Annotated in this window: 23 protein-coding genes, 1 pseudogene and 2 other annotated features; of the genes and pseudogenes, 15 read left to right on the top strand and 9 right to left on the bottom strand. The window is 52.7% G+C overall.

Features of this window, described 5'->3' with window-relative positions:
• Positions 1-5: 5 nt before the first annotated feature.
• Positions 6-998 (bottom strand): ABC transporter substrate-binding protein, encoded by a 993-nt coding sequence (locus EDM60_RS21260; RefSeq protein WP_122965763.1) that lies wholly within the window; start codon positions 996-998, stop codon positions 6-8.
• A gap of 130 nt (positions 999-1,128) precedes the next feature.
• Between EDM60_RS21260 and rnz the strand changes: the two genes are divergently transcribed.
• The 3 genes from rnz to EDM60_RS21275 all read left to right on the top strand — a co-directional run bounded on the left by rnz (position 1,129) and on the right by EDM60_RS21275 (position 3,061).
• Positions 1,129-2,106: a ribonuclease Z gene (gene rnz / locus EDM60_RS21265; protein WP_122965764.1), complete on the top strand. Its 978-nt coding sequence runs from the start codon at positions 1,129-1,131 to the stop codon at positions 2,104-2,106.
• 121 nt (positions 2,107-2,227) lie between these two features.
• A complete protein-coding gene (locus EDM60_RS21270; RefSeq protein WP_217364905.1) occupies positions 2,228-2,839 on the top strand; it encodes a YczE/YyaS/YitT family protein in 612 nt (203 codons plus the stop codon).
• A gap of 132 nt (positions 2,840-2,971) precedes the next feature.
• Positions 2,972-3,061: a YjcZ family sporulation protein gene (locus tag EDM60_RS21275; RefSeq protein WP_122965765.1), complete on the top strand. Its 90-nt coding sequence runs from the start codon at positions 2,972-2,974 to the stop codon at positions 3,059-3,061.
• 84 nt (positions 3,062-3,145) lie between these two features.
• Here the strand turns inward: EDM60_RS21275 and EDM60_RS21280 are convergent, their stop codons facing one another.
• Positions 3,146-3,385 (bottom strand): stage VI sporulation protein F, encoded by a 240-nt coding sequence (locus EDM60_RS21280; protein WP_063230750.1) that lies wholly within the window; start codon positions 3,383-3,385, stop codon positions 3,146-3,148.
• A 192-nt stretch (positions 3,386-3,577) separates the two neighbouring features.
• Between EDM60_RS21280 and EDM60_RS21285 the strand changes: the two genes are divergently transcribed.
• Positions 3,578-4,525 (top strand): S8 family peptidase, encoded by a 948-nt coding sequence (locus EDM60_RS21285; protein ID WP_122965766.1) that lies wholly within the window; start codon positions 3,578-3,580, stop codon positions 4,523-4,525.
• Between the two features lie 108 nt (positions 4,526-4,633).
• On the opposite strand, the gene EDM60_RS21290 is transcribed toward EDM60_RS21285, so the two are convergent.
• On the bottom strand, positions 4,634-4,948 hold the full coding sequence (locus EDM60_RS21290; protein ID WP_063230752.1) for a hypothetical protein: 315 nt from the start codon (positions 4,946-4,948) through the stop codon (positions 4,634-4,636).
• Positions 4,949-5,031: 83 nt separating this feature from the next.
• Between EDM60_RS21290 and EDM60_RS21295 the strand changes: the two genes are divergently transcribed.
• A complete protein-coding gene (locus EDM60_RS21295) occupies positions 5,032-5,496 on the top strand; it encodes a YaiI/YqxD family protein (protein ID WP_122965767.1) in 465 nt (154 codons plus the stop codon).
• The gene (locus tag EDM60_RS21300) at positions 5,483-6,148 is read left to right on the top strand and encodes a phosphatase PAP2 family protein (protein WP_122965768.1); all 666 of its coding nucleotides are present in this window, start codon (positions 5,483-5,485) and stop codon (positions 6,146-6,148) included. Before EDM60_RS21295 ends, EDM60_RS21300 begins: the two co-directional genes overlap by 14 nt.
• A gap of 5 nt (positions 6,149-6,153) precedes the next feature.
• On the opposite strand, the gene EDM60_RS21305 is transcribed toward EDM60_RS21300, so the two are convergent.
• Positions 6,154-7,038: a LysR family transcriptional regulator gene (locus EDM60_RS21305; RefSeq protein ID WP_122965769.1), complete on the bottom strand. Its 885-nt coding sequence runs from the start codon at positions 7,036-7,038 to the stop codon at positions 6,154-6,156.
• A gap of 132 nt (positions 7,039-7,170) precedes the next feature.
• Here EDM60_RS21305 and EDM60_RS21310 point away from each other — a divergent pair, with 132 nt between their 5' ends.
• Positions 7,171-8,388, top strand: coding sequence for an MDR family MFS transporter (locus EDM60_RS21310; RefSeq protein WP_122965770.1), 1,218 nt, complete (start codon positions 7,171-7,173; stop codon positions 8,386-8,388).
• A 307-nt stretch (positions 8,389-8,695) separates the two neighbouring features.
• Here the strand turns inward: EDM60_RS21310 and EDM60_RS21315 are convergent, their stop codons facing one another.
• The gene (locus EDM60_RS21315) at positions 8,696-10,129 is read right to left on the bottom strand and encodes an amino acid permease (protein WP_122965771.1); all 1,434 of its coding nucleotides are present in this window, start codon (positions 10,127-10,129) and stop codon (positions 8,696-8,698) included.
• A 215-nt stretch (positions 10,130-10,344) separates the two neighbouring features.
• A complete protein-coding gene (locus EDM60_RS21320; protein ID WP_229049948.1) occupies positions 10,345-11,685 on the bottom strand; it encodes a sigma-54 interaction domain-containing protein in 1,341 nt (446 codons plus the stop codon).
• Positions 11,686-11,963: 278 nt separating this feature from the next.
• Between EDM60_RS21320 and EDM60_RS21325 the strand changes: the two genes are divergently transcribed.
• Positions 11,964-13,175, top strand: a complete 1,212-nt coding sequence (locus EDM60_RS21325; protein ID WP_122965773.1) for an ornithine--oxo-acid transaminase — start codon at positions 11,964-11,966, stop codon at positions 13,173-13,175.
• 277 nt (positions 13,176-13,452) lie between these two features.
• Positions 13,453-13,590, top strand: coding sequence for a sporulation histidine kinase inhibitor Sda (sda, locus tag EDM60_RS21330; protein WP_063230759.1), 138 nt, complete (start codon positions 13,453-13,455; stop codon positions 13,588-13,590).
• 141 nt (positions 13,591-13,731) lie between these two features.
• Here sda and EDM60_RS21335 read toward each other — a convergent pair whose 3' ends face one another.
• On the bottom strand, positions 13,732-14,235 hold the full coding sequence (locus tag EDM60_RS21335; RefSeq protein WP_122965774.1) for a hypothetical protein: 504 nt from the start codon (positions 14,233-14,235) through the stop codon (positions 13,732-13,734).
• Between the two features lie 181 nt (positions 14,236-14,416).
• Between EDM60_RS21335 and EDM60_RS21340 the strand changes: the two genes are divergently transcribed.
• The 4 genes from EDM60_RS21340 (at position 14,417) to EDM60_RS21355 (ending at position 19,015) form a co-directional block, all read left to right on the top strand.
• Positions 14,417-15,586: a MalY/PatB family protein gene (locus tag EDM60_RS21340; RefSeq protein WP_122965775.1), complete on the top strand. Its 1,170-nt coding sequence runs from the start codon at positions 14,417-14,419 to the stop codon at positions 15,584-15,586.
• Between the two features lie 81 nt (positions 15,587-15,667).
• On the top strand, positions 15,668-16,600 hold the full coding sequence (gene glsA, locus EDM60_RS21345; protein ID WP_122965776.1) for a glutaminase A: 933 nt from the start codon (positions 15,668-15,670) through the stop codon (positions 16,598-16,600).
• 93 nt (positions 16,601-16,693) lie between these two features.
• Complete coding sequence (locus EDM60_RS21350; protein WP_063230762.1) at positions 16,694-16,975, top strand: Fpa/YlaN family protein; 282 nt, start codon at positions 16,694-16,696, stop codon at positions 16,973-16,975.
• Positions 16,976-17,080: 105 nt separating this feature from the next.
• Positions 17,081-17,322, top strand: a binding site (T-box leader).
• Between the two features lie 41 nt (positions 17,323-17,363).
• Positions 17,364-17,612, top strand: a binding site (T-box leader).
• Positions 17,613-17,674: 62 nt separating this feature from the next.
• Positions 17,675-19,015 carry a sodium-dependent transporter gene (locus tag EDM60_RS21355; protein ID WP_122965777.1) on the top strand — a complete coding sequence of 447 codons (1,341 nt, stop codon included), beginning with the start codon at positions 17,675-17,677 and terminating at the stop codon, positions 19,013-19,015.
• A gap of 122 nt (positions 19,016-19,137) precedes the next feature.
• Here the strand turns inward: EDM60_RS21355 and cax are convergent, their stop codons facing one another.
• Positions 19,138-20,181: a calcium/proton exchanger gene (gene cax / locus EDM60_RS21360; protein ID WP_063230764.1), complete on the bottom strand. Its 1,044-nt coding sequence runs from the start codon at positions 20,179-20,181 to the stop codon at positions 19,138-19,140.
• Between the two features lie 170 nt (positions 20,182-20,351).
• On the opposite strand from cax, the gene EDM60_RS21365 reads away from it, so the two are divergent.
• Positions 20,352-20,612, top strand: a complete 261-nt coding sequence (locus tag EDM60_RS21365) for a hypothetical protein (RefSeq protein ID WP_122965778.1) — start codon at positions 20,352-20,354, stop codon at positions 20,610-20,612.
• A gap of 74 nt (positions 20,613-20,686) precedes the next feature.
• Here EDM60_RS21365 and sleB read toward each other — a convergent pair.
• Positions 20,687-21,337: pseudogene (sleB, locus tag EDM60_RS21370) on the bottom strand (spore cortex-lytic enzyme); the annotation flags it as partial.
• Positions 21,338-21,593: 256 nt separating this feature from the next.
• Between sleB and EDM60_RS21375 the strand changes: the two are divergent.
• Positions 21,594-23,222 (top strand): thiamine pyrophosphate-binding protein, encoded by a 1,629-nt coding sequence (locus EDM60_RS21375; RefSeq protein WP_122965780.1) that lies wholly within the window; start codon positions 21,594-21,596, stop codon positions 23,220-23,222.
• The last annotated feature ends 39 nt before the right edge of the window (positions 23,223-23,261 follow it).

Raw genomic sequence — 23,261 nt, forward strand, 5'->3', positions numbered from 1 at the left:
ACGGATTAATTCCCTTCCTTGGATTGTTTGGCGAAGGTGGTGTTGACCAGCTTGCTGTAATCGGCCCGTTGTTTCAGTTCGCCAGCGGCATCCATGATGTCTTGCAGCTGATTCCATTCCGCTTCGTCCAGGATCGGATCGGTGGCGTAAGAGCCTTGCTCCAGATAGCGTTGCACGGCTTTTTCCAGGATGGTCGGATCGATCTGTTCAAAATATTTGCCGATGACCGCAGCCGTCTCCTTGGCGCTGTGGCTTGCAACCCACTGTTGCCCTTTGTAGATCGCATTGGTAAACTTTTGGATAGTTGCCGCATTGCTGTCGATATTGCTTTGCTTCGTCATGTAGACGGTGTAGGGAACGGTGCCGCTTTCCTTGCCGAAGGAGGCGACGACATGCCCGATCCCTTCCTGCTCAAACCGCGACGCTTCCGGTTCGAACAGTTGAACGTACTCGCCTGTGCCTGAAGCGAAAGAAGAAGCGATATTTTTAAATTCGATATTCTGGATCAGCTCCAGGTCGGACTGCGGATTGATTTGATGTTTTTTCAGGACATACTCTCCGACCATTTGCGGCATTCCTCCTTTGCGCTGACCGAGGAAGACGCTGCCTTTCAGTTGGTCAAACGAAAACTGGTCGGTTTTGTTGCGGGCGACGAGGAAGGTGCCGTCCGTCTGGGTCAACTGGGCGAAGTTGACGACGACGTCTGCTGCTCCTTGCTGGGAGACGTAAATACTCGTCTCCGAGCCGACGAGCGCTACGTCGATCCCGCCAGACAAGAGCGCCGACATGACCTTGTCGCCGCCGGGAATAGTGGAAAGCTCCACATCGAGCCCCTCTTCCTTGAAAAAGCCTTTTTCCAGCGCGACGTATTGGGGGGCGTAAAAAAGCGAGCGGGTTACTTCGCCAATTCTTACTTTTTCAGGAGTGCTGGAGCAGCCGGCCAAAACGGCGATCAGAGCCAGACAGGCAGCCAGCCCCAGCGCGAAAAATCGTTTCATTATCAGGAGTACCTCCTTGCTAGGCTGTTGTTTGCTGTAAGGTATGCGCCCAGACAAAAAAGGGTGAATGCCTACAGCTGGTGACAGGCACGCTTGCGGGAAGCTCTGCACAAAGAGAGGGGCAATCATTGTGATTGTGACATTTTTAGGTACGGGATCAGGAGCGCCCACCACGCGCCGCAACGTGAGCGGAATCGGGCTTCGCTTTTTGCAGGCAGGAAAATGGTGGCTGTTTGACTGTGGGGAAGGCACGCAGCATCAGCTTTTGCGCTCTCCCATGAAAATCAGTCAGCTGGACAAAATTTTCATCACGCATTTGCATGGCGACCACTTGTACGGCTTGATCGGGTTGCTCGCTTCCCGCTCGCTGCGCAATGGCGAAGCATCGCCGCTCACGCTTTACGGACCGCCGGGGATTGACCGCTATTTTCGGGCGATCATGGATGTAAGTCCGGTGCATTTGCAATATCCGCTGGAGCTGAAAGTGGTCAGCGAAGGGGTCATTTACGAGGATGAGGAAGTCGTCGTTTCGTGCCGGAAAGCGAAGCATCGGGTGACGTCTTTTGCCTACAGCGTCCTGGAAAAAGACAAACCGGGAGCTTTTCTCGTCGAGCGAGCGAAAGAGGCGGGAGTTCCGTCCGGGCCGCTCTTCGGAGCCTTGAAGCGCGGCGAGCAGGTGACGCTTGCCGACGGTCGCGTGCTGGATGGCAAAGATTTTGTCGGAGCGCCGCAGCAAGGCCGCAAAATCGTCTTCAGCGGCGACACGGAGCCGTGCCAAAGCGTCGAGGAGCTTGCGGCGAATGCCGATTTGCTCGTGCACGAAGCCACGTATGCCGATCACGACAAGGAGCTGGCGGTGCGCAGCGGACACTCCACGGCGAAAGAAGCGGCTGAGCTGGCGAAGCGTGCAGGTGTAAAAGCGCTTTGCCTGACCCATTTCAGTCCGCGCTACGAGGATGAGGACGGCGACTTCTCCATGGATGATCTGTTAAAAGAGGCGCAGGCGATCTTTCCCATGACGACGCTCGCCGAAGACTTGGGCAGCGTCGAAGTGAAGCGAGTGCGAAAAACGGTGGGAGAAACCGATCTTCCTTGTTATAATGAATAAATTATGAACGCATGGATGTGAGACTTCACCATTCAGTGAGAGAAAAATGGCAACGGGAGAGGAAAGGTGAACGACGGTGTCCGGTACACGGGTCAGCAAGTCGATTGCCGTGCGCTACGCCATGTTTGTGCTCGGATTGTTCATCGGGGCATTCGGCTGCGTGCTCGCGATCAAGGCGAATCTCGGGGTGGCGCCCTGGGATACGTTTCACATCGGCTTGCAAAAAACATTTGGTTTAACCATTGGCATCTGGTCGCAGATCGTCGGCGTAGTGGTCATTTTGTCGTCCTATCTGGTAGCCAAAATCAAGCCGACCTTTGGCATGTTTCTGAACATGATCTGCTTCGGAAGCTTCCTGGACTTGATTTTATGGCTCAACATCGTGCCGGAGTTCGAGTCATTCTGGCTGCGCTTGCTGGTGTTTTTGCTCGGCGTAGTCGTCATGACCATCGGCATCGGCATGTACTTGTCTCCGCGCCTGGGGGCAGGACCGCGCGACAGCTTCATGCTTGCCATGAACGAGCGGTTGGGCTGGAGCATTCAAAAGGTTCGGCTGATTATCGAAGTAACAGTGTTGATTGCCGGGGCGGCGCTGGGTGGCCCGGTGTCGATCGGAACGGTGCTCATTGCCGTTTTGACGGGGCCGATGATTCAGCGGACGATTCCTTTTTGGCAGTCGGTTATGAAAAAACAGTATGGCCTGATGGAGCCAATCGAGCGTCGCGCGAGTTGATCTGACGCGGTTTTCCCTCACAGCAGCTACACTCTTATCCTGAAAAATGGGCAATGTCTGGGCGAGCGTCCAATCAAGATTGGCTATTCGCACATACATTATGATTAGTTGCTGACAAAGGAGGGAAAGCGAATGAGTCTGTTCAACGGAGGATTCGACGATTTTGCTTTGATTCTGGTGTTGTTCGTATTGCTGACAATCGTTGCTTGCGCTTGCGACTAACGAGGTAACACACCGACCGCAAAAAGGTTGGCAATAGCAAAAGGGAGAGCGTAGCTGCTCTCCCTTTTTGCTGTTTCGCTCGCCTTAGTCGAGCTTTTCATGAACCTGTTTTTTGACACTGGAGATTTGTTTGTCGGACAGTTTGACGCCTACGGCTTTGCTGACTTTTTTAATCAGATCGCCGAGCTTCTTGTCGTCCTTCAAATCTTTTTTCGTGATTCCTTTCGCCAACGACTTGATGTCGCTCATTTTCCATTTTTTCTTGCTTTTCTTGTTGATTTTTTTCAAGAGATCGCCTGTGCCTTTGCCCTTCTTTTTACCCATACAGCACTCTCTCCTCTCAAGATTGGCTTTGAGCCTGCCCTAAGCAGTTATATGGGAGAAGGCATCTGTTTGCTTGGACAGATGGACTGGGGGAATCGCCTATTTTGGCGGGCGGTGTGCAGATGCCCAAGCAGACAGAGGCAGATACGACATAGGATGTGGCAACGCTGTGCATGACAGGAGGCTAGTGGGTTGAAAATCATCAGCTTTCAGCGGGAGACGTCCTTTCACGACATCCTGAGCGATTTGCAGAAAAAAGTGATGACCAAAACAGAGAGACTTCCTTGGCGATGCTTCGATGACTGGGCTTGCCTGTGCATCAAGGACAACATATACGAGCAGCACTGCGAGCATTTTCGCAGGTATCAAGCCATGGTGGAAGAGAATGTGACCGTAAGCGTCCATGCCCAAGCACAAACAGTAACACAAACAGAGGGCGAAGACGAAATCCCGTGGGGCGTCCGCTATGTCGGCGCGCAAAAGCTGTGGCGAAAAGGCCGGGGCGAAGGGGTGAAGGTGGCGGTCATTGATACGGGAATCTCCCGCGACCATTTTGACTTGAAGGATCGGATCAAAGGGGGCGTCCATTTTGTGCGCGGCAAGCAAAACGAACATGGGACGCATGTAGCCGGAATCATTGTGGCCGAGATGAACCAGCGCGGAATCGTCGGTGTCTCTCCCGAGGCGCATCTGTACGACGTACGCGCCTTCGACCACGAGGGCAAAGCGTCGCTGTCGACGATTTTGCAGGCATTGCACTGGTCGATTGCCAACAAAATGGACGTGATCAACATGAGCTTCGGCATGCCGCAATACAGCGAGGCGTTGGCGCGAGCTGTGGAAAAGGCGAAAGAGCACGGCATCGTCATGGTAGCCTCGGCGGGAAACAGCGGGGGAGAGGTCGAGTACCCTGCCAAGTACAAAGGCGTTCTCGGAGTGAGCGCAATCGATCAGTCGGGCAGGCTGGCTTCGTTCAGCTCGCGCGGAAGGGGAGCGAATACGAAAGCGCCTGGTGTGGAAATTTTATCGACGTGGCCGGGCAACCAGTTTAAAAAGCTGAACGGCACCTCGATGGCAGCTCCACACGTCTCCGGGCTGATGGCGCTGGAAATCGGCCGCAAGCGGAACAAGGCAAAGTAGATGAAAGACAGCGAAATGGAAAAAAGCTCCATGGCTTTCTTGCAGCCACAGAGCTTTTTTTGTGGGAAAAACGTCTCGAATGTGTTCCTCGCCGTGTTGTTTCGAGGATTATTGATGAATTTTGGTGTCATGATCTTGCTGGACGCGAAACCATATATTAAGATCATTAATGACGCTCGCCAATTCATGAATTTCGCTGTTCAGCTCACAAGAGCGCGCGAAATTTTCCTCCTCGGACATCTGCTTGGTTTTCTCGATGATCACAGCTTCCACCCGGTGAATCCGATCGGGGATGGTTGCGCGAATTTCTTCCCACTCCATCAAAATGTCCGCACGTTCCGTATGTGAATACTCCTCCCATTGCATATCCAATGCAGGAAGGCGAATGCCTAAACGTTCATCGAAAGTAAAGTAATTGCGCAAAGGTAAGTTCACTCCTCTCCAGTTCCATCATACCAAAAATGAGCGGAATCGGGGAGAGAAAAGCGCTTGAAAGGAATGGTTGGATGCAAAAAGGACGCGTCCTGATCGATGCCGATGCTTGTCCGCGCCAGGCGCTGGTGATCGCGCAACAGTTGTGCAAGGAGTTCGGGTGGCAGTGCCTCACGTTTGCCAGCTACAATCATCAGATCGGTTCCGAGCATCACGTGACAGTCGATGCCGGCCCGCAGGCGGTCGACATGAAGCTCGCCAATGAAACCCGCCCGAATGATGTCGTCGTGACGCAAGATATTGGACTGGCGGCTCTGATTCTTGGCAAGCGTGCGCAGCCGCTGACGCCGCATGGCCTGATTTTTGAACCGGAACGGATGGCTTTTCATTTGGAGGAGCGAAACGAGAAAGCCCGCTTTCGTCGCGGGGGAGGAAGAACGCGCGGCCCTGCGGCCCGTACGCGTGAAGATGACCAGCGCTTTTTGACGGCACTGCGTTCATTGCTAGAGAGAGGAGAACAACAGGATGGGAACGAGTAAAGAAAGAGGATTGATTTTTTGCGGCATCGTGTTCGCGGTGCTGGGGGCATGGATGTTTCGCCAATACATAACCGGTCAGGTAGCGGGGATGGATCAGGCAGCCTTTTCGTTGGCAGCCGCTGTTCGCTCCGCTGGCTTGACGAGCTTTTTCCAGCTGCTTACCCACTTTGGGAACGCGACTTTCCTTGCGCCGTTTGGCGTCGTGCTGATCGTCGCCCTTTTCCTCAAAAAACGCAGGCTTGAGTCTGTCGTCATCCTGCTGTCGCTCGGGGTCAGTGAAGTCGTCAACGAGATTTTGAAGCTGATTTTTGCCCGTCCTCGACCAGTTGGCTTCAATCTGATCGATCTGCCGGATTCGTTTTCTTTCCCAAGCGGCCACGCCATGATCGCGCCCGGCTTTTATTTGATGCTCGCCTTGCTGATCGCCCGCTGGTACGAGGAAAAAAGCTGGTCGGCATACGTACAGCCTGTCGTGTTTGTCTTCGTTGTGCTGCTTGCCGCGAGCCGCGTGTACTTGGGCGTGCACTTTTTGAGCGATGTGCTGACCGGGTTTTGCCTGTCGATGTGCTGGTATTTCTGCGTTCGCTGGGGCTATGAAAAAAGGCTGGGGAGACGAGATGTCGTCGTCGGCCCCATACCGCAATCGCGCTAGTTGCGCTACGTTGTTGAGTATCCCAATTCACTCATCAGACTCAGCCATTTTTCTACGCTGGGTTTATTTTTTTTGTCTTTCGGCAGGACGATATAGGCTGAGCGCTTGGGCGGCTTGTTGCCAGTGATCGGCAGTTCCTTCAGCGTCCCGGCAGCCAGCTCTGCTTTGACCGCAGAGCGGGTGAGCAAGCTGACGCCAAGCCCTTCCTTGATCAAATCGATGGCAAGCTCCGCCTTGTCGACAGTCAGCTTGGGCACGTAGTTGCGCGGCAATGTTTGCCTGATCCATTCGTTAAAAGGCGGTCCCCAGTTCATGTAGAGCAGCGGCAGGTTGCGAAGCTCGCGCGAATCCACGTGAGTCGCTTGGGCGACGCTGCTCTCTGGACAGCAGACCAGGACGATTTCATCATCCCAGGTAGGAATGACTTCAAAGTTCGGCAAGGAGGGCGGCACGTACACGATCCCGATCTGGATCACGTTGTCGAGCAAATACTGGATGACGTCCGAGGAATGCCCGGTTCTGGTGCTGATGGCAATTTGCGGATAGCGGCAATGGTACTCTTTCAAGATCGGTTCGAGGGTAGAGGTCCAGATGGCGTTCAGGCTGCCAATCGACAAGTAGTCCTCGTAGGGCTGGAGAGAAGCGACTTCGTTGAGCGCTTCGTGGGACAGTTTGAGTATGCGCTCGGCATAAGGCAAAAGCGTCAAGCCTGCCTGGGTAATTTCAACACTTCGCTTGTCACGGATGAAGAGAGGCTTTCCGACTTTTTCTTCCAGTTGCTTGATTCGCATCGTCACCGTAGACTGGACAAGATGGAGCATCTCCGCAGCCTTGGTGAAGTTTTTGGTCTGTGCCAATGTGTAGAAAGCGCGCAGTTGTTCGAAGTCCATAGCGTGTGTTTCCCTCTTATCTAAATATTTGATAACCATATACAAAAACGTTCGTTTCCCAAATTATACCCTGTTCTTTAAGCTGGGGATATCCCTAAATCATGAGAGCAAACGGGAGAGCGAGGGTATCGAATGAAGCGGGAAATGTGGAGAGAAACACCGTTTTCGGTCAAACTGCTGTTGGCGACATCCTTTATGATGAATCTCGGCTTTTACGCCCTGATTCCTTATTTGACCTTGTATTTGACAGGCAGTATCGGATGGACGCTGGCGATGGCCGGTCTGGTACTTAGTGTGCGACAATTTTCCCAGCAAGGCTTTGCGTTTATGGGCGGAGTCATTGCGGATGCCTTCGGCTACAAGGGCGCGATGGTTTTGGGTATGGCAGTGCGGGCTGTCGGCTTTGCCCTGTTTGCTTTTTGCACCGAGACTTGGCATTTTTTTATCGCAGCGATTTTGTCAGGCTTGGGTGGGGCGTTGTTTGACCCGGCTGGCTCGGCGGCGTTTGCGATTTTAACCCCTGATTCTATCCGCAAAGAAGTGTTCGCCTTTCGCAATGTGCTCGGAAATATTGCGGTGGTCGGTTCGCAAATCGTCGGTACAGCGCTGTCGGCTGTCGATTTTACCTACCTGTCCCTGTTTGCCGGAGCGGTTTTTGCCTTGAACGCGGTCGTCTCGTTCTTTTTTCTGGCCCCGATCAGCGCTACCAACACGCGGCACAGTATTTGGGAGAGCATGTTCACGGTGATTCGGGACAAGCGCTTTGTGCGCTTTACCTTGATTTTGATGGGTTACTACTATTTGAACATGCAAGTATTTTTGACGATACCACTGCTCGTGGAGCATGTGACACATAGCAAGACTTCGGTCGGAATTGTTTTGTCTGCCATGTCTTTGTTCGTCATCCTTTTTCAAATGAAAGTGACGCAATGGCTGGAAGGCTACCCGCACAGGCTCACCTTGATCGGGATCGGCACCCTCGTCATGGGGGCAGGACTGTTCCTGTTTACGTTTGCCGATTCTCTGTGGATGTTGCTCATCGATGTATTCCTGTTCGCACTGGGGACGATGATCGCCGTGCCCAATCTGGTAGACGTCGTTCCGCGTTTTGCGCCAAAAGATTTGGTAGGGGCTTACTACGGCTTCAACGGCTACTCGATCGCCATCGGAGGCTCGCTCGGCCAGATCGCAGGCGGCTGGGTGTACGATGTGGGGCTTAGGCTGGAAGCGACGTGGCTCCCCTGGACGATCTGCCTCGTTGTCGGGCTGCTCGTTGCCTGGATGCTTCACCTGATGGAGCGCGATACGTACAAACTCGGCAACGATTTGACAAAAATCGCGCAGCCGTAAACTTTTTGACGAGAAAACACGAAAAAATGTTGGGCGCAAATTGAAACATTTACCATTCCTTGTGCGTATATATCGGTAGGAAACGAAATGCTGGGCGTTAACGAAAGTGAGGGAATTTTATATGGAAGATATGAAAAAATTGAAGCGGATGTTGCTGGTGACGAGTTCCCTTGGATTTGCCGTTTTTGCCATGGTAGTCATAACGGAAATCGTGCGAATCTCTCTGTAGCATGGCCAAACAAGTTTGCGTATAAAGCGAAAAGCTTGCTTCCCGTAAATGGGAGTGCAAGCTTTTCTTTTTGCTTTCTTATAGGTTGTCCGCTTTGCGATAAGAGCCAAGATCGTTTTTCGGTTGTGGCTCCAGTCGGTTTTTGAAGCGGTATTGGTAAATGAGGATCGCGATAATCATGAACGGCACCCCGCAGTAAAGGGCAATTCGCTGCTCCGGATCGAAGGCCAGGCTCACGAGAACGGTCAAGTTCAAGATCAACGAAACCAACGGAAGGACCGGATACCAAGGCGTGCGGAATTTCAGGTCTTCCAGTTTGCCGCCGTTTTTCAGATAATGGCGACGGAAAGCGAGCTGCGAAGCCGAAATGGAGATCCAGCCCACTTGTGCCCCCAGACCAGCGATAGACAAAAGCACCATAAACACGGTATCTTCCGCGAAAAAGCCAGACAACAGCGAGAGCAAGGAGATCGCGAAGGTAATCATGAGCGCATTCATCGGAATACCTTTGCGGTTTACAATCGCCAGTTTGCGGGAAGCCATTTTCTCGTTGGACAAGGAGTAGAGCATCCGGGTTGCGGCGTACAAGCCGGAGTTTGCTACGGACAGCAGGGCAGTCAATACGACGAAGTTCATGATGTCTGCCGCATAAGGGATTCCGATGCTGTCGAATACGACGACAAACGGGCTTTCGATAACGCCGGCTTGCTGGTGAGGGATCATCCCTGCCACAATCGCAATCGCCAAAATGAAGAAGACGAGCGTGCGCCAAACTGTAGCGCGAATCGATTTCGGAATCGTTTTTTCCGGTTCTTTGCTCTCGCCTGCCGCGATACCGATCAATTCGGTACCCTGGAAGGAGAAGTTCACCGTGATCATCGTCATCAGCAACCCGGTAATTCCGTGGGGAAGCAGTGAGGTGCTGGTGAAGTTGGAGAACATCGGAGCAGGTTGTCCATTTTTCATGTCGATCAAGCCGAACATGGCCGCGCCACCCAAAATGATAAACAGGATGATAGCGCTTACTTTAATGCTGGAAAACCAAAACTCGGACTCACCGAACGCACGAGCAGAAAGCGCATTCAACAGGAACAAAAGGACACCGAAGATGGCGCACCACATCCAGACAGGCGAGTCTGGAAACCAACGTTGCATCAACAGACCGGACGACAAAAGCTCCAGGGCAACCGTTACCGCCCAACCGAGCCAGTACAGCCAACCTACTCCAAAACCGAGGGACGGACTTACGAACCGGGTCATGTAGGTCTGGAACGAACCGGCAACAGGCATGGCGACGGTCAATTCGCCGAGGCAGAGCATGGTGAGGTACATGATGAATCCGCCCACCAGAAAAGAAAGGATCGTACCAATAGGGCCAGCCTGGCTGAGAGTATAGCCTGAACCGAGAAACAGTCCGGTTCCGATTACGCCTCCAAGAGAAATCATGAAGAGGTGCCTACTGTTCATACTGCGTTTTAGTTCATTGTTCTGTTCGTTGCTGCTTGGTGTCATATAACCCTCTCCTTCACGCGAGAAATATTGATTCGATGAATGCGTTTTCAGGCGCGATATATGCTCTGCAAGAATGATACCAAATGAAACGGCCCAAGCAAATCGACTTTTGCAGGTAGTTTATGGAGAAAAGTGCAAAACAAATCGGCACACTTGTGCAAAAAAAATGAAAAAACGCCAAGAAATTTGGCGTCATGAAAAAATGAAGCTGTTTTTTATCCTTTGATTCCCAATTTGCGCAAGCGATATTGCAAGCTTTGCCGACTGATTTGCAGCTCCTTGGCCGCCCGGGAAATATTGCCGTGGTAACGATCGACGACGTGGTGAATATAGGCGGTTTCGAACTCCTGCATCGTTTCTTTCAATGATTTTCCTTCTTCGATAAAAGGAAGCGAACGGGGCGGCGCTTGTTCGATCACGACGGCGCTTGCAGGGGAGCGGCGCAAAAAATGCAGCGGCAGATGCTCGTAGCGGATCATCGTCTCGTCCACCATCAAATTCATCGCGCCTTCGATGAGATGCTGCAACTCGCGGACATTACCCGGCCAGTCATGCTCCTGGAAAAATTGCAGGACATCCGCCGAGACACCCGCGACTTCCATTTGAAACAGCTCGTTGTACTTTTCGATAAAATGCGAGACGAGCATGGGAATATCTTCTTTGCGTTCCCGCAGCGGGGGCAAAAACAGCGTGACGACGCCGAGGCGGTAGTACAAATCTTTTCGCAGGTGCGAATTGGCGATGGCCTCGACAGGGTCTTCGTTGATGGCGGCGATGATGCGCACGTCAATGGCCCGGTCCTTCGTGTCGCCGATGCGCCGGATCGACTTCTCCTGGAGGGCGCGCAACAATTTTGCTTGCAGAGGCATACTAAGCGAGTTGATTTCGTCCAGAAACAAAGTGCCGCCCTCTGCCTGTTCGAACAAGCCAGGTCTTTCCACGGCTCCGGTAAAAGCGCCGCGTGCCGTGCCGAACAGCAAGCCTTCAATGAGGCTGTCGGGAAGCGCTGCGCAGTTTTGCGAAATAAGCGGGCCGGATGAGCGCAGACTGGCGTTGTGAATGCTTTGCACGAACAGTTCTTTTCCGGCTCCGGTTTCGCCGACGACGAGGACGGAGGAGGAGGTGCGCGCCGCGCGTTTGGCGTTTTCAATCACATCGAGAATCGGGCCGCTTTTGCCGATAATCTGCTCAAAGGTGTAGCGGGAGCCGTTTTTGGCAAGCAGGTTTTCCCTGATCAGCCGTTCCATCTTCGTCACATCGTTGGCAATCTCCATCGCGCCGATGATTTGCCCGTTTTCGATGATCGGGTACGTGTTGTTGATCGTCGTAATTTCTTTTTGCTTGTCATTGAAATACGTTTGCCGCGTATTGCGTATGCTATTTCCTGTTCGCAAGCAGGTGAGCAGCGTGCTCTCCTGACCGCTGTGGAATTGGAACACTTCCGACAGAGGCTTGTGCAGAACGTCTTGGCGGGCCATCGACTCCAGCTCGGTCATTTTCTGGTTGTACACAATCGTCGTGCCAGTGGCGTCAATCACGTGGACGCCCTCGTTCATTCTGTCCAGGATATGTTCGTAAATGCGCAAAAACGTGTCGAGGGAAGATTCTTGCCTTGAAGTCGACACAATGGGTCACCAGCCTTTCTTCGTGACAGTATCATATCATAGAACAGGCGATGTGCAAAATGTCTATGCACCTGCAAAATTATAAGGAAAACGCATGCAAAAAAATTTTGCTGAAAACGGATTCCATTGCGCCGTTTCGCACGTTTTTTATATTGGCATCATTCTTGCTTGATTAAGATTGGCAAGTGAAACCGAAGGAGGCTACCACCATGACGAAAACAAAAGTTGTCATTGATCAAACCGAAAAATACGGCGCACACAACTACCATCCGCTGCCGATCGTCATTTCCAAAGCAGAAGGTGTTTGGGTAGAAGATCCAGAAGGTAACAAATACTTGGATATGCTGAGTGCTTACTCCGCTTTGAACCAAGGCCACCGCCATCCACGCATCATTCAGGCGTTGAAAGATCAGGCAGACAAAGTGACATTGACTTCCCGCGCTTTTTACAATGACCAACTGGGCGAGTTTTACGAAAAGCTGTCCGCATTGACTGGCAAAGACATGATCCTGCCGATGAACACGGGTGCGGAAGCAGTAGAAACCGCTCTCAAAGCTGTTCGCCGCTGGGCTTACGATGTGAAAAAAGTACCGGAAAACCAGGCAGAAATCATCGTCTGTGAAGGAAACTTCCACGGCCGTACCGTAACGATTACTTCTTTCTCTTCTGCGGAAGAGTACAGACGCGGCTTCGGACCGTTCACTCCAGGCTTCAAAATCATCCCTTACGGCGATATTGAAGCACTCAAGCAAGCGATTACACCAAACACCGCAGCATTCATGCTGGAGCCGATTCAGGGCGAAGCGGGCATTATCATTCCGACAGAAGGCTTCTTGAAGGAAGCACAAGCTGTATGTAAAGCAAACAACGTGCTGCTCGTGAGCGACGAAATCCAAACAGGCTTTGGCCGTACCGGAAAACTGTTCGCAAGCGATTGGGAAGGCGTCAAGCCAGACATGTACATCATGGGGAAAGCGCTCGGCGGCGGGGTATTCCCGATCTCTGCTGTAGCTGCTGACAAAGAAATCCTCAGCGTGTTCGAGCCAGGTTCCCACGGCTCCACTTTTGGCGGAAACCCGCTTGGTTGCGCAGTAGCGATTGCCGCTATGGACGTACTTGCCGATGAAGGTCTCGTGCAACGCTCCCTGGAAATGGGAACGTACTTCATGGAAAAACTGCGTGAAATCAACAACCCGATCATCAAAGAAATTCGCGGTCGCGGTCTGTTCATCGGACTGGAACTGACTACAGCGGCTCGTCCATACTGCGAGAAGCTGAAAGAACTGGGCCTCTTGTGCAAAGAGACTCACGAAACAACGATCCGCTTTGCCCCGCCGCTCGTGATCAGCAAAGAAGATCTCGATTGGGCAATCGATCGCATCAAGCAAGTGCTGCACGTATCGGAAACTGCAAACGCGTAAAAACAGAGCAAACAGCCATCCGGCGTCAAGGATGGCTGTTTTTTTATCGTTGGCAGCGCTGAAATCTATCCTTCAATCGTTCGACAAAATTCGACTACCTGTGGATAAAAGTGGAAGAAAAATCCACATAGGGAATCCCGCGTTTTTGTTTGTTACACACAGGCTGCCCACAAGTTACTCACAACATTTCCACATGCTTTGTGGATATCAGAACGGTTGTTCGATACTCTATCATCTGGTACAATGAACTCATACGACAGGATGGAGGTGAGCAAGGGTGAAATACTTGAGTGACCAAATGCTGATAGAAGTATATCATCGTGCTGTCGACCTTCAGCTAGATTCTGCTTTTATTGAACTGCTTCGCGAAGAGATGCAGACACGAAACATTCGCATCACACAGGTCAGCGCCTGAGTGCACAGTGCAACCACAACACATAAGACCTAAACGACAAAGCCATCCTTGGCCATGAGCAGTCCTCCTGATTGATGGGAGCGACTGTTCAGTTAGAGGATGGCTTTTTCTTTCTTTTTTCAAAAACAGTGCCGTGCGGGATCAGGCAGAAAAAAACTCCAGTGCCGTGATTCCGGTAATCGGCGCTTCCTTGTTGAGCAGAACTTCCGGCAAGTAAAAGTAAACCGGCCCGTCTTCTTTAATCGGTTTTCCGGCCTTGGCAAACTGCAAAATCGCCCGTCTTGCTTCGGAAATCGGCAGGACGATCGGCTCCTGGTTTTCGCGATGAAGCCGGACATGGGTGGCTTCAGGCAGCGGAGCGGCGTTAGTGATGAACGGATCGAGCCGAATCCCGTAGTCGCCTTCCAGCACTTTGCGCTCCTCGGCCAAGCTTTTGCGCTCGGACGGCAGCTGGGCGCCTTCGCGCAATTCCTTGTCCCACTGTGTTCCTGTTCCTTGCAAATATTGCATTTGTTTGGACAAAGCAGGGTCGTCTTCACCCGTGTACGCGTTCAAATCAAACTTGCGATCGTCGAACACCCAAACAGTCGGGTCCAAAGTGATGGGGTAAGTTACGGCCCCTTTAAACACGATAACATCAGACATGATGCATACCTCCGTCATCTTTCTCAATCATCTAGCATTTTACTATACCTTTTTGAAAAAGGGCAAACGCTGCTTTCGCCTCACGCTTGGACAATCTTGCCAAGAGGGGGTATGCTGGACATAGTTGTAAAAATAAAGGACAAAATGGCCGGAAGCTTTCGGATATGCGGGAGGGGACAACGTGTACGACTTTGATGCGAGAATCGAGCGAAGAGGGACAGACAGTGTAAAATGGGACATTGACAATCCAAAAGTCAACGGAGAAGGCGTGCTGCCGATGTGGGTGGCCGACATGGACTTCGCATGTCCCAAGGAAGTGACGGAAGCGATCACGCAGCGGGCGATGCACCCGATCTACGGGTATCCGCTGAAAAGCGCGGCTTTTTATGAAAGCTTGCAGGAGTGGATACAGAGACGGTATGGAGTAGAGGTGCAGACGAGCTGGATGACGGGCATTCCCGGTGTGATTCCTGGCATTCATGTGGCGATAGAGGCATATACATCACCAGGGGAGCGCGTCCTGATCCAGACTCCCGTGTACCATCCGTTTTTTCATGCGGTGGAAAATCGCGGCAGGCAAGTCGTGCGCAGCTCCTTGGTGGAGCAAAATGGGCATTATGAGATGGACTGGGATGATTTGGCGAACAAGCTGAGCGATCCACGGGTAAAGCTGATGCTTCTGTGCAGTCCGCACAATCCGGTTGGACGGGTCTGGACGAGGCAGGAGCTTGTGCGATTGGGCACGCTCTGCGTGGAGCACGGGGTCGTCGTCGTGGCGGATGAGATTCACGCCGATCTGGTCTATGAAAAAGGCAGCCACGTTCCGTACTACTCGTTGCCAACGGAGCTGGCGAGGCAGAGCGTCACGTTTTTGGCGGCATCGAAAACATTCAATCTGGCAGGATTGTTTACTTCCTACCTGTTGACGGAAAATCGCCAATTGCTGCGTGACTTTGCCGTGACGGCTTCGCGAATGGGCTGTGAAAATGTGAACCTGTTCGGGATGGAGGCGACGATTGCTGCCTATCGCTACGGGGAGCCGTGGCTCGAAGCTTTGCTTTCCTACTTGCACAAAAACGCGACTTATATGAGCCGCTTTTTGGCCGAGCACGTGCCAGCGGTTCGCATGCCGGTTCCGCAAGCGACGTATTTGGGCTGGATGGACTTTCGCAGCCTGGGACTGAAACAGGCCGAGTTGAGCAGCCTGCTTCGGGAGAAAGGCAAGCTCGGCTTTCAGGACGGCCTTGTGTTCGGCCAGGAAGGGGAAGGCTTCCAGCGCGTCAATTTTGCTTGCCCTCACTCTGTCGTTGTGGAAGCGATGGAGCGGCTGAAGCGGGCGATCGTGGAATAGCGTCCCACAATTTGACAGCCGACGCATTCAAATCTACAATCTATTCATATGCATCACGAGTATGGATAGAGGGGATAACAGATGGACATCGAGAGTGCATCCAATCAATTGGCCGAGAAAGTACAAGCGGCCAGCGAATATACAGGACAAGGCAAGGTAGCAGCATATATACCCGAATTGGCAAAAGTAGACGCGCGCATGCTGGGCGCGGCCGTCTGTATGCCAGACGGGACGATTGTATCAGCGGGAGACGCGGATGTTCCCTTCACCCTACAGAGCATTTCGAAAATTTTCTCGCTGGTCGTCGCCCTGTGCCAAAACGGACACAAGCATGTATTTGAGCGGGTGGGCAAGGAGCCTACAGGCGACCCGTTCAATTCGATTATCAAGCTGGAGACGATCAAGCCGCACAAGCCGCTCAACCCGATGATCAACGCCGGGGCGATCGCGGTTGCGGGAATGATCCAGGGCAATGGCGTAGAAGAGCGTCTGGACGCGATTCTGGGCCTGCTGCGCAGCGTTACGGGGAATCGTGGGCTGTCTGTCAATGAAGCGGTTTACCGCTCGGAAAAGCGAACGGCTGACCGCAATCGCGCGCTCGCCTGGTTTTTGAAGGACAGCGGAGTGCTGACCACGGATGTGGAAGAGACGCTTGATCTGTACTTCCGTCATTGCGCCATCGAGGTAACGGCAAAAGATGTGGCGAGATTGGGCATGGTGCTCGCCGCCGATGGCATTATCCCTCATACAGGCGAAAGAATCATTCCACGCGAGGTTGCTCGCATATGCAAGACTTTCATGGTGACTTGCGGGATGTACAACGCATCCGGGGAGTTTGCCATCGATGTCGGGATTCCGGCGAAAAGCGGAGTGGCTGGCGGCATTATGGCAGCTGTGCCGCAACGGATGGGGATCGGCGTGTTCGGCCCTGCTCTGGATGAAAAAGGAAATTCGGTTGCCGGAGTCAAGTTGCTTGAGCTTCTCTCACAAGAATGGAATCTTGGTATCTTTTAGCTTCTTGCAGTTGATCTAGCTTCTCCCCTTTTCAAATGGCCCAGAATCGCGTACTATGTATGATAAGGATGGAGGCAAACGGAGGGATAGGTTTTGACAGAAATTAAAGTTCCTGACTTGGAACAGAAAGCGCTAGCACTGCTTAAAGCGGACGCAGACAAGATTTACAAGCTAATCGACGTGCAGATGGAAAACCTGACCATGCCGCAGTGCCCACTGTATGAAGAAGTGCTTGATACACAAATGTTCGGGCTTTCCCGTGAAGTAGAGTATGCAGTGCGACTTGGACTGATTGGTGAAGAAATCGGCCGTGATATCATGGGTTCATTGGAGCGCAAGCTGGCGACTCTCCATGAACTGTTCAACCAAAAGTAAGGCGAGGAGAGCGGTGATCATCCTCGCTTTTCGTTTTTTTTTGAAAAAAGTCTTGCCTATTTGTGTTGTATATATTAAATTTAACACTAGCATTTCAATAACAACTAAAATGCAATGACGGAGACCAGTACACGAATGACATCGCTTGACAGGGAGAAGCTGCCGAAGACTGCAAGCAGCTTTGAAGTGAGCCTCGTGAAATTCCCTCCAGAGCAGCCCTTTGAACGGCGCAGGCCAAGTAGGAGGAAACGGGTCATTCCGTTAACGATGAGCAAGTGAAGTGCCGGGAACGTCCTATGTTCTTGGTGCTTAATCAGGGTGGTACCGCGAACAGACTCGTCCCTTTTTTGGACGGGTTTTTTTATATTTAGCCGACCCCCTGCATAGGAAAATAGCGACGAAAGAGAGTAGTATACGAAAGTGCTGCCTGACAGGGAAGCGCCGCCACAGACTGAGAGCGGCCGCAGGAATAGTCTTCGTAGAATTCACTCTGGAGCTGACCTCTGAACGCATGGCGCCGCTAGTAGGAGAGTCCGGGTCATACCCGTTATCAATGACGAGGAGAGGCATGTCTTTTGGGAAAAAGGCGATGCCTAACTAGGGTGGTACCGCGAGAAACGAACAACTCGTCCCTTTTTGGGGCGGGTTTTTTTTATTCCATTGGAACAAGATGTATGTATAGTTGAGGAGTGATTGATCATGAAAAATCAAACAGAGCAATGGACGAGCCGCCTCGGTTTTATTTTGGCCGCTGCTGGCTCGGCGATTGGGCTGGGGGCGATCTGGAAATTCCCGTACATGGTAGGGACGAGCGGGGGAGGAGCATTTTTTTGTCTGTTTCTGATTTTTACGCTCGTCATCGGTTTGCCGTTGTTGCTCGGTGAATTTGTCATCGGCCGCAGTACGCAAAAAGAAGCGATCAGCGCCTATCGCGCGATTGCGCCGGGTACTTTGTGGCATTGGATCGGTCGGCTTGGAGTCGTGACGTGCTTTTTGCTGCTGTCGTTTTACAGTGTCGTCGGGGGCTGGATTCTTACTTACTTGCTGCGCGGGGTGACGGGGCAGCTCATGGGCGCTTCGTATGAGCAGCTTTTCGGAGAAGTCATTTCCGCTCCATTCGGTTCTGTTGCCGCCCAGTTCGTGTTCATGCTGATTACAGCCTGGGTCGTGGCGCGCGGCGTGCAGAGCGGAATCGAATCCGCGAACAAATACATGATGCCGGCCTTGTTTATTCTTTTTCTCGTCCTGATGTTCCGTTCTCTAACATTGCCGGGAGCGATGGAGGGCGTGTCGTTCTTCCTCCGTCCGGACTTTTCCAAGCTGAGTGCGGAATCGATCTTGTACGCGCTGGGCCAATCGTTTTTCTCGCTCAGCGTCGGGGTATCCGTGATGGTGACGTACAGCTCGTATTTGGCGAAAAACGAAAGCCTTGTCCGTTCCGCAGGCTCGATCGTCGGCCTGAACCTTTTCGTCTCCCTGTTTGCCGGACTGGCGATTTTCCCTGCGGTTTTCTCGCTCGGCATGGAGCCGACGGCTGGGCCAGGTCTGCTGTTTATCGTTTTGCCATCCGTGTTTGAAAAGATTACGTTCGGCGGCTTTTTCCTGTTGATCTTCCTCGCCTTGTTCCTGTTTGCTACGCTGACCTCGGCTTTTTCCATGCTGGAGATCATCGTCGCGTCTCTGACAAAAGGGAACGAAGCAAAAAGAAAGCGGCTGTCCTGGATCATCGGGCTGCTCATTTTCATCGTCGGAGCGCCTTCCGCCTTGTCGTTTGGCGTGTGGAGCGACATCAAGCTGTTTGACAAATCGATTTTCGACGCGTTCGATTTTCTCGTCAGCAACATTTTGATGCCGCTTGGGGCTTTGCTGATCGCGATTTTCGTCCCGCTGAAAATGAAGCGGGAAGTGCTGATCGAGGAGCTGCGGGCTGACCATTCCCCGCTCAGCAAACGATTGTTTGTCATCTGGCTGCTGCTGTTGAAATACGTTTCCCCGCTGGCGATTGTGCTGGTGTTCATGCAAATGCTCGGGATCTGGTAACATCCATTCACGAAAAAGGAGTGCAACGGCGTCAACTGCCGCATGCACTCCTTTTTTCAGTGAAGCTGACTTTTCCTAGATTCCCGTTACGGGGAACGACGAAAGTTATGCGCGATCTCTCGTCAAGCGAAGAAAAAGGCTGTACCCAAAATAATGTACACCGTAAGCAAAAGCACCCCTTCGAACCAGTTGGTCGCTCCGTCTTTCGTGATCGAGATCGTAATGAACGTGGCGACTCCGATGGCGGCCAGTTCAAATGGCGTAAACACGATGTCCATCGGATTGCCGAGCAACAGGCTGACTAAAACGAGTGTGGGCGCCACGAACAGCGCGATTTGCAAGCTGGAGCCGATGGCGATTTCCACGGCAGCGCCGATCCGTCCTTTCATGGCGAGCAACAGGGCAGCACTGTGCTCGGCGGCGTTTCCGATGATGGCGATGACGAACGCACCGACGAACAGCTCGGACCAGCCAAGCGAATGGGAGACGTGCTGGACGCCGTGCACAAGCCACTCGGAGACGACGGCGACAAACACGGTCGAGATGGCGAGCATCAGGATGGAGACGCCTTTTGACCAGACCGCGTCGCTTTCGTGCGGCTCGATATCGGACAAAAAGTCGCTGTGCGTAATCATCGAGAAAATCAGCCAGAGAACGTAGGCGATGATCAGCAAAATCGCGATGACGATGCTGAGCGTCTCAATTTTCACAGGCGGCAGCTCTCTCATGAAGACGGCAGGGATAAACAGCGCGACGATCGCCAGCGTCATCAGCGAAGCGTTGTGACCAGCGAGTCTGCTGTTGAAGTTTTGCTCCTTGTACTTGAGCCCGCCAAGCAACACGCTGAGTCCGAGCACGAGGAGCATGTTGCCGATGATCGCCCCGGTAATCGATGCCTTGACCATGTCGAACAAGCCTTCCTTGACGAGGAAAAAAGCAATGATAAGTTCTGCGGCGTTGCCAAAAGTAGCGTTCAAAAACCCGCCGATCCGGTCACCGGCGTAATGCGCGACGCTTTCCGTCGATTTGCCGAGCCAGGCCGCGAGAAAAATAATCGCCAGGGCGGAGGTAGCAAATTGGAAAAACTCGTTTTCTGTAAAGTAGTGCGCGAAGGCAGCCAGCAGCACAGATGCTCCGACGAGCGAAAAGAAAAGTCGTAAATTCATGTGATCACCTCAGATGCAGAATCAAATTACTTACCTACCTATTGAATCATACCAGCATTGTCTTCCTTTTTGTACCAAAAAGTTGGTGCCTGCGCGGAATTAGGAAGATAGGTATAGAGTTCCTCTTCTGACAGAAACTAAACGATGAAACAAGACAGGGAGGTGCTTTTATGACCAAGCCGATGCTTTGTCCTACATGCAAGTCAAACCGGATGCGCTTTACGATCATCGAGCAAGTACCGCGCTACATGCGTCTCGACCCGCAAACAGGCGAGGTGGTTCAGCAACTGTCGAGCGAGGAGCTGGACATTTTTCATCAGCCGTATAAAGGCGACTCATACATGATCCAGTGTGGAGTGTGCGGCACGACGGAATCAGAAGAGCGCTTTGTCAAAATGGCAGAGCATATGCAGACCCAGCGTTCGCAATGAACGCAGTTTCTGCGGACAAAAGGGAACAGGCACGCAGTCTTGTTGACTGTAGTGCCTGTTTTCGTGTTTCGGGCTTATCGGCAGAAGATGTGCCGGCCGATTTTTTTGATTTGCGGGCGGCTCCAAATCCAGCCGGATGTGGCTGTGTCCGGGTTGAAGTAGTAGATGGCTCCTCCGGTTGGGTCCCAGCCTTTCAGCGCATCGTTGACCGCTTTTTTGGACTGTTCGTTTGGGGTCAGCCAAATTTGTCCGTCCGCTACGGCAGTGAATGCGCGAGGCTCGAAGATTACTCCGGCTGGCGTGTTCGGGAAGGCGGGGTTTTTCGTCCGGTTCAAGATGACCGCCGCAACGGCTACCTGACCGATGTACGGCTCGCCGCGAGATTCGCCGTATACCGCATTTGCCATCAGCCGCAAGTCGTTGGCTGATATGTTGGCGGCGTGGTACGTCTCTTTTTTCGGATTGCTTGGCGCGGGTGCGCTTGGAGCCGCCTGCGACGCGCCCAAATCCGCAGCGGTTGGCTTGTAGTTTTTGGTGGCATTGTACAGCTTCACTTTCGTTTTCGGCCCCAAAACGCCATCTACGGGCAAACCAAACTCATACTGAAAGTTGCGGAGTGCCCAGTAAGAGCGCCAGCCGAAAATACCGTCAACCGTTCCGGTGTAAAACCCTAAATGCTTGAGACGGTATTGCATTTCGCGAACATCGCTTCCTTCTGTGCCGACTTTGACGACTTGTTGGCTGAATGCGTCAGAACGCAGCGGGGAAGCCATGACGGCGGTGGTGACGACGATTGCTACTGCTGCCAGTGCGATCAGCCATTTCACAGGCTGCTTCATTTTTGATCCTCCTTTGGGAATGTGCTTATCAGCTGATGATAATTGTTAGGTTCTCCAACTTTCTACAACAGGCCCTAGTAAAATATTGGAGAATGCGTACACTACCATTGACTTTTCGCTAACGAAGAATGGAGGAGTAACGATGCTTGTGGCGCAATATCTTTCCAGGCAGCTCGCCGAATGGGGAGTCAAACGCATTTACGGAGTGGCCGGGGATGGCATTTTTGCCTGGCTGGATTCACTGGGGAAGCAGTCAGAGCTGCAATATATCGCATGCAAACACGAGTCTGCCGCCGCGATGATGGCGAGTGCGGAAGCGAAGCTGACTGGCAAGCCGGCGGTATGTACCGCGACGATGGGGCCGGGATTTGTCAATCTGCTCAATGGATTGGCGGACGCGCATACAGACCGCGTTCCTGTCATCGCCATTACCGGACAAGTCGAGACAGCCAAGCTCGGGGGCGGCTACAAGCAGTATGTGGCGCAGGAAGACATGATTCGCCCGATCAGCTGCTATCAGGCGACGGTGACTGAACCAGATGCCGTGGGCGAGGTGCTCCATCGCGCTTTTGTTTCCGCCGCGCAGCAAAAAGACGTCGCGCATCTGTCCATTTGCAAAAATGTGTTTGCCGAAAAAACGCAAGCGACAATCCTTCCGTCATTGCCACGCATCCCGCGCGTGCTGGGTGATCGCGTAGAGATCGAATCGGCGGCTGACCAGATCATGCAGGCCAAAGCGCCGCTCGTTTTGCTCGGGATTGGCGCGCGGCAGTCGGCGGCACTTTGCTTGCGGTTCGCTGAACAGCTTGGGGCCGGGATTGTTTTGTCTTTAGGGGCAAAAGGGGCCATCGACGAGTCGCATCGACTTGTGCTGGGCGGCTTGGGTGAAGGGGGAAGCGAGGGGGTGCTGCAAGCGCTTGACGAAGCGGATTTGCTCGTCATTTTGGGGGCGAGCTGGTTTCCGAAAGAGTTTATTCCGAAGCATCTGCCGATTATTCAGGTCGATCATGCTGCTACGTCTATGCATGCACAGCCGAAGCTTCTTTCCGTCACTGCCGATCTGCTGGACGTATTGCCGCTGTGGCTTGCCCGTTTAAAAAATCGTCAGCGTGGCGAAGCTTGGGAACAGAGAGTAGAGAGCTGGCATGAGCAGCTTTGGGCGGAAAATGAGCAAATCAGCAAGGCGTCATCGCCCGACGAAGCGGTGAAGCCGGAGTTGTTATTGCATACAGTAGGGCGAATGGTGGCGGAGGACGCGATTGTGGCGCTCGATACCGGAGAGCATACGATCTGGTTTAATCGCGCATTTCGCGCAGTCAGGCAGTACCCGCTGTTTTCCGGGAAGTGGCGCACGATGGGCTTCGGCCTGCCAGCCGCGATTGCGGCCAAGCTCGCTTTTCCCGACAGACAAGTCGTGTGTGTGACAGGCGACGGCGGACTGCAAATGAACCTCGCGGAGCTGATGACGGCGGTGGAGCAGCAGCTTGCGATCACGCTGATCGTCGTCAACAACCAGACGCTCGGCTTGGAGGAGTTGAAAATGAAGCAGGAAGGCTACGGCTCCTTCGGCGTGAGGCTGACAAATCCAGACTTTTGCCTGTGGGCCAAGGCGTGCGGGGCTGACTCCGTGTCGGTGCGCAGCGCTGTGGAGCTGGAGCCGGCTTTGCAGCAAGCGCTCGCCAGCAATCGTTTGACACTGCTTGACATTCATTGCACCGCTCCGACATTAACCGAGAGAAAAAAACAAATCCCCTTCCAAGCCCAAGCATGATTTGTTTATAATGAAAGAAAAATCAGATAACACGGGAAG

Source organism: Brevibacillus parabrevis (assembly GCF_003710905.1).
GTDB classification, from domain to species: Bacteria; Bacillota; Bacilli; order Brevibacillales; family Brevibacillaceae; genus Brevibacillus; species Brevibacillus parabrevis.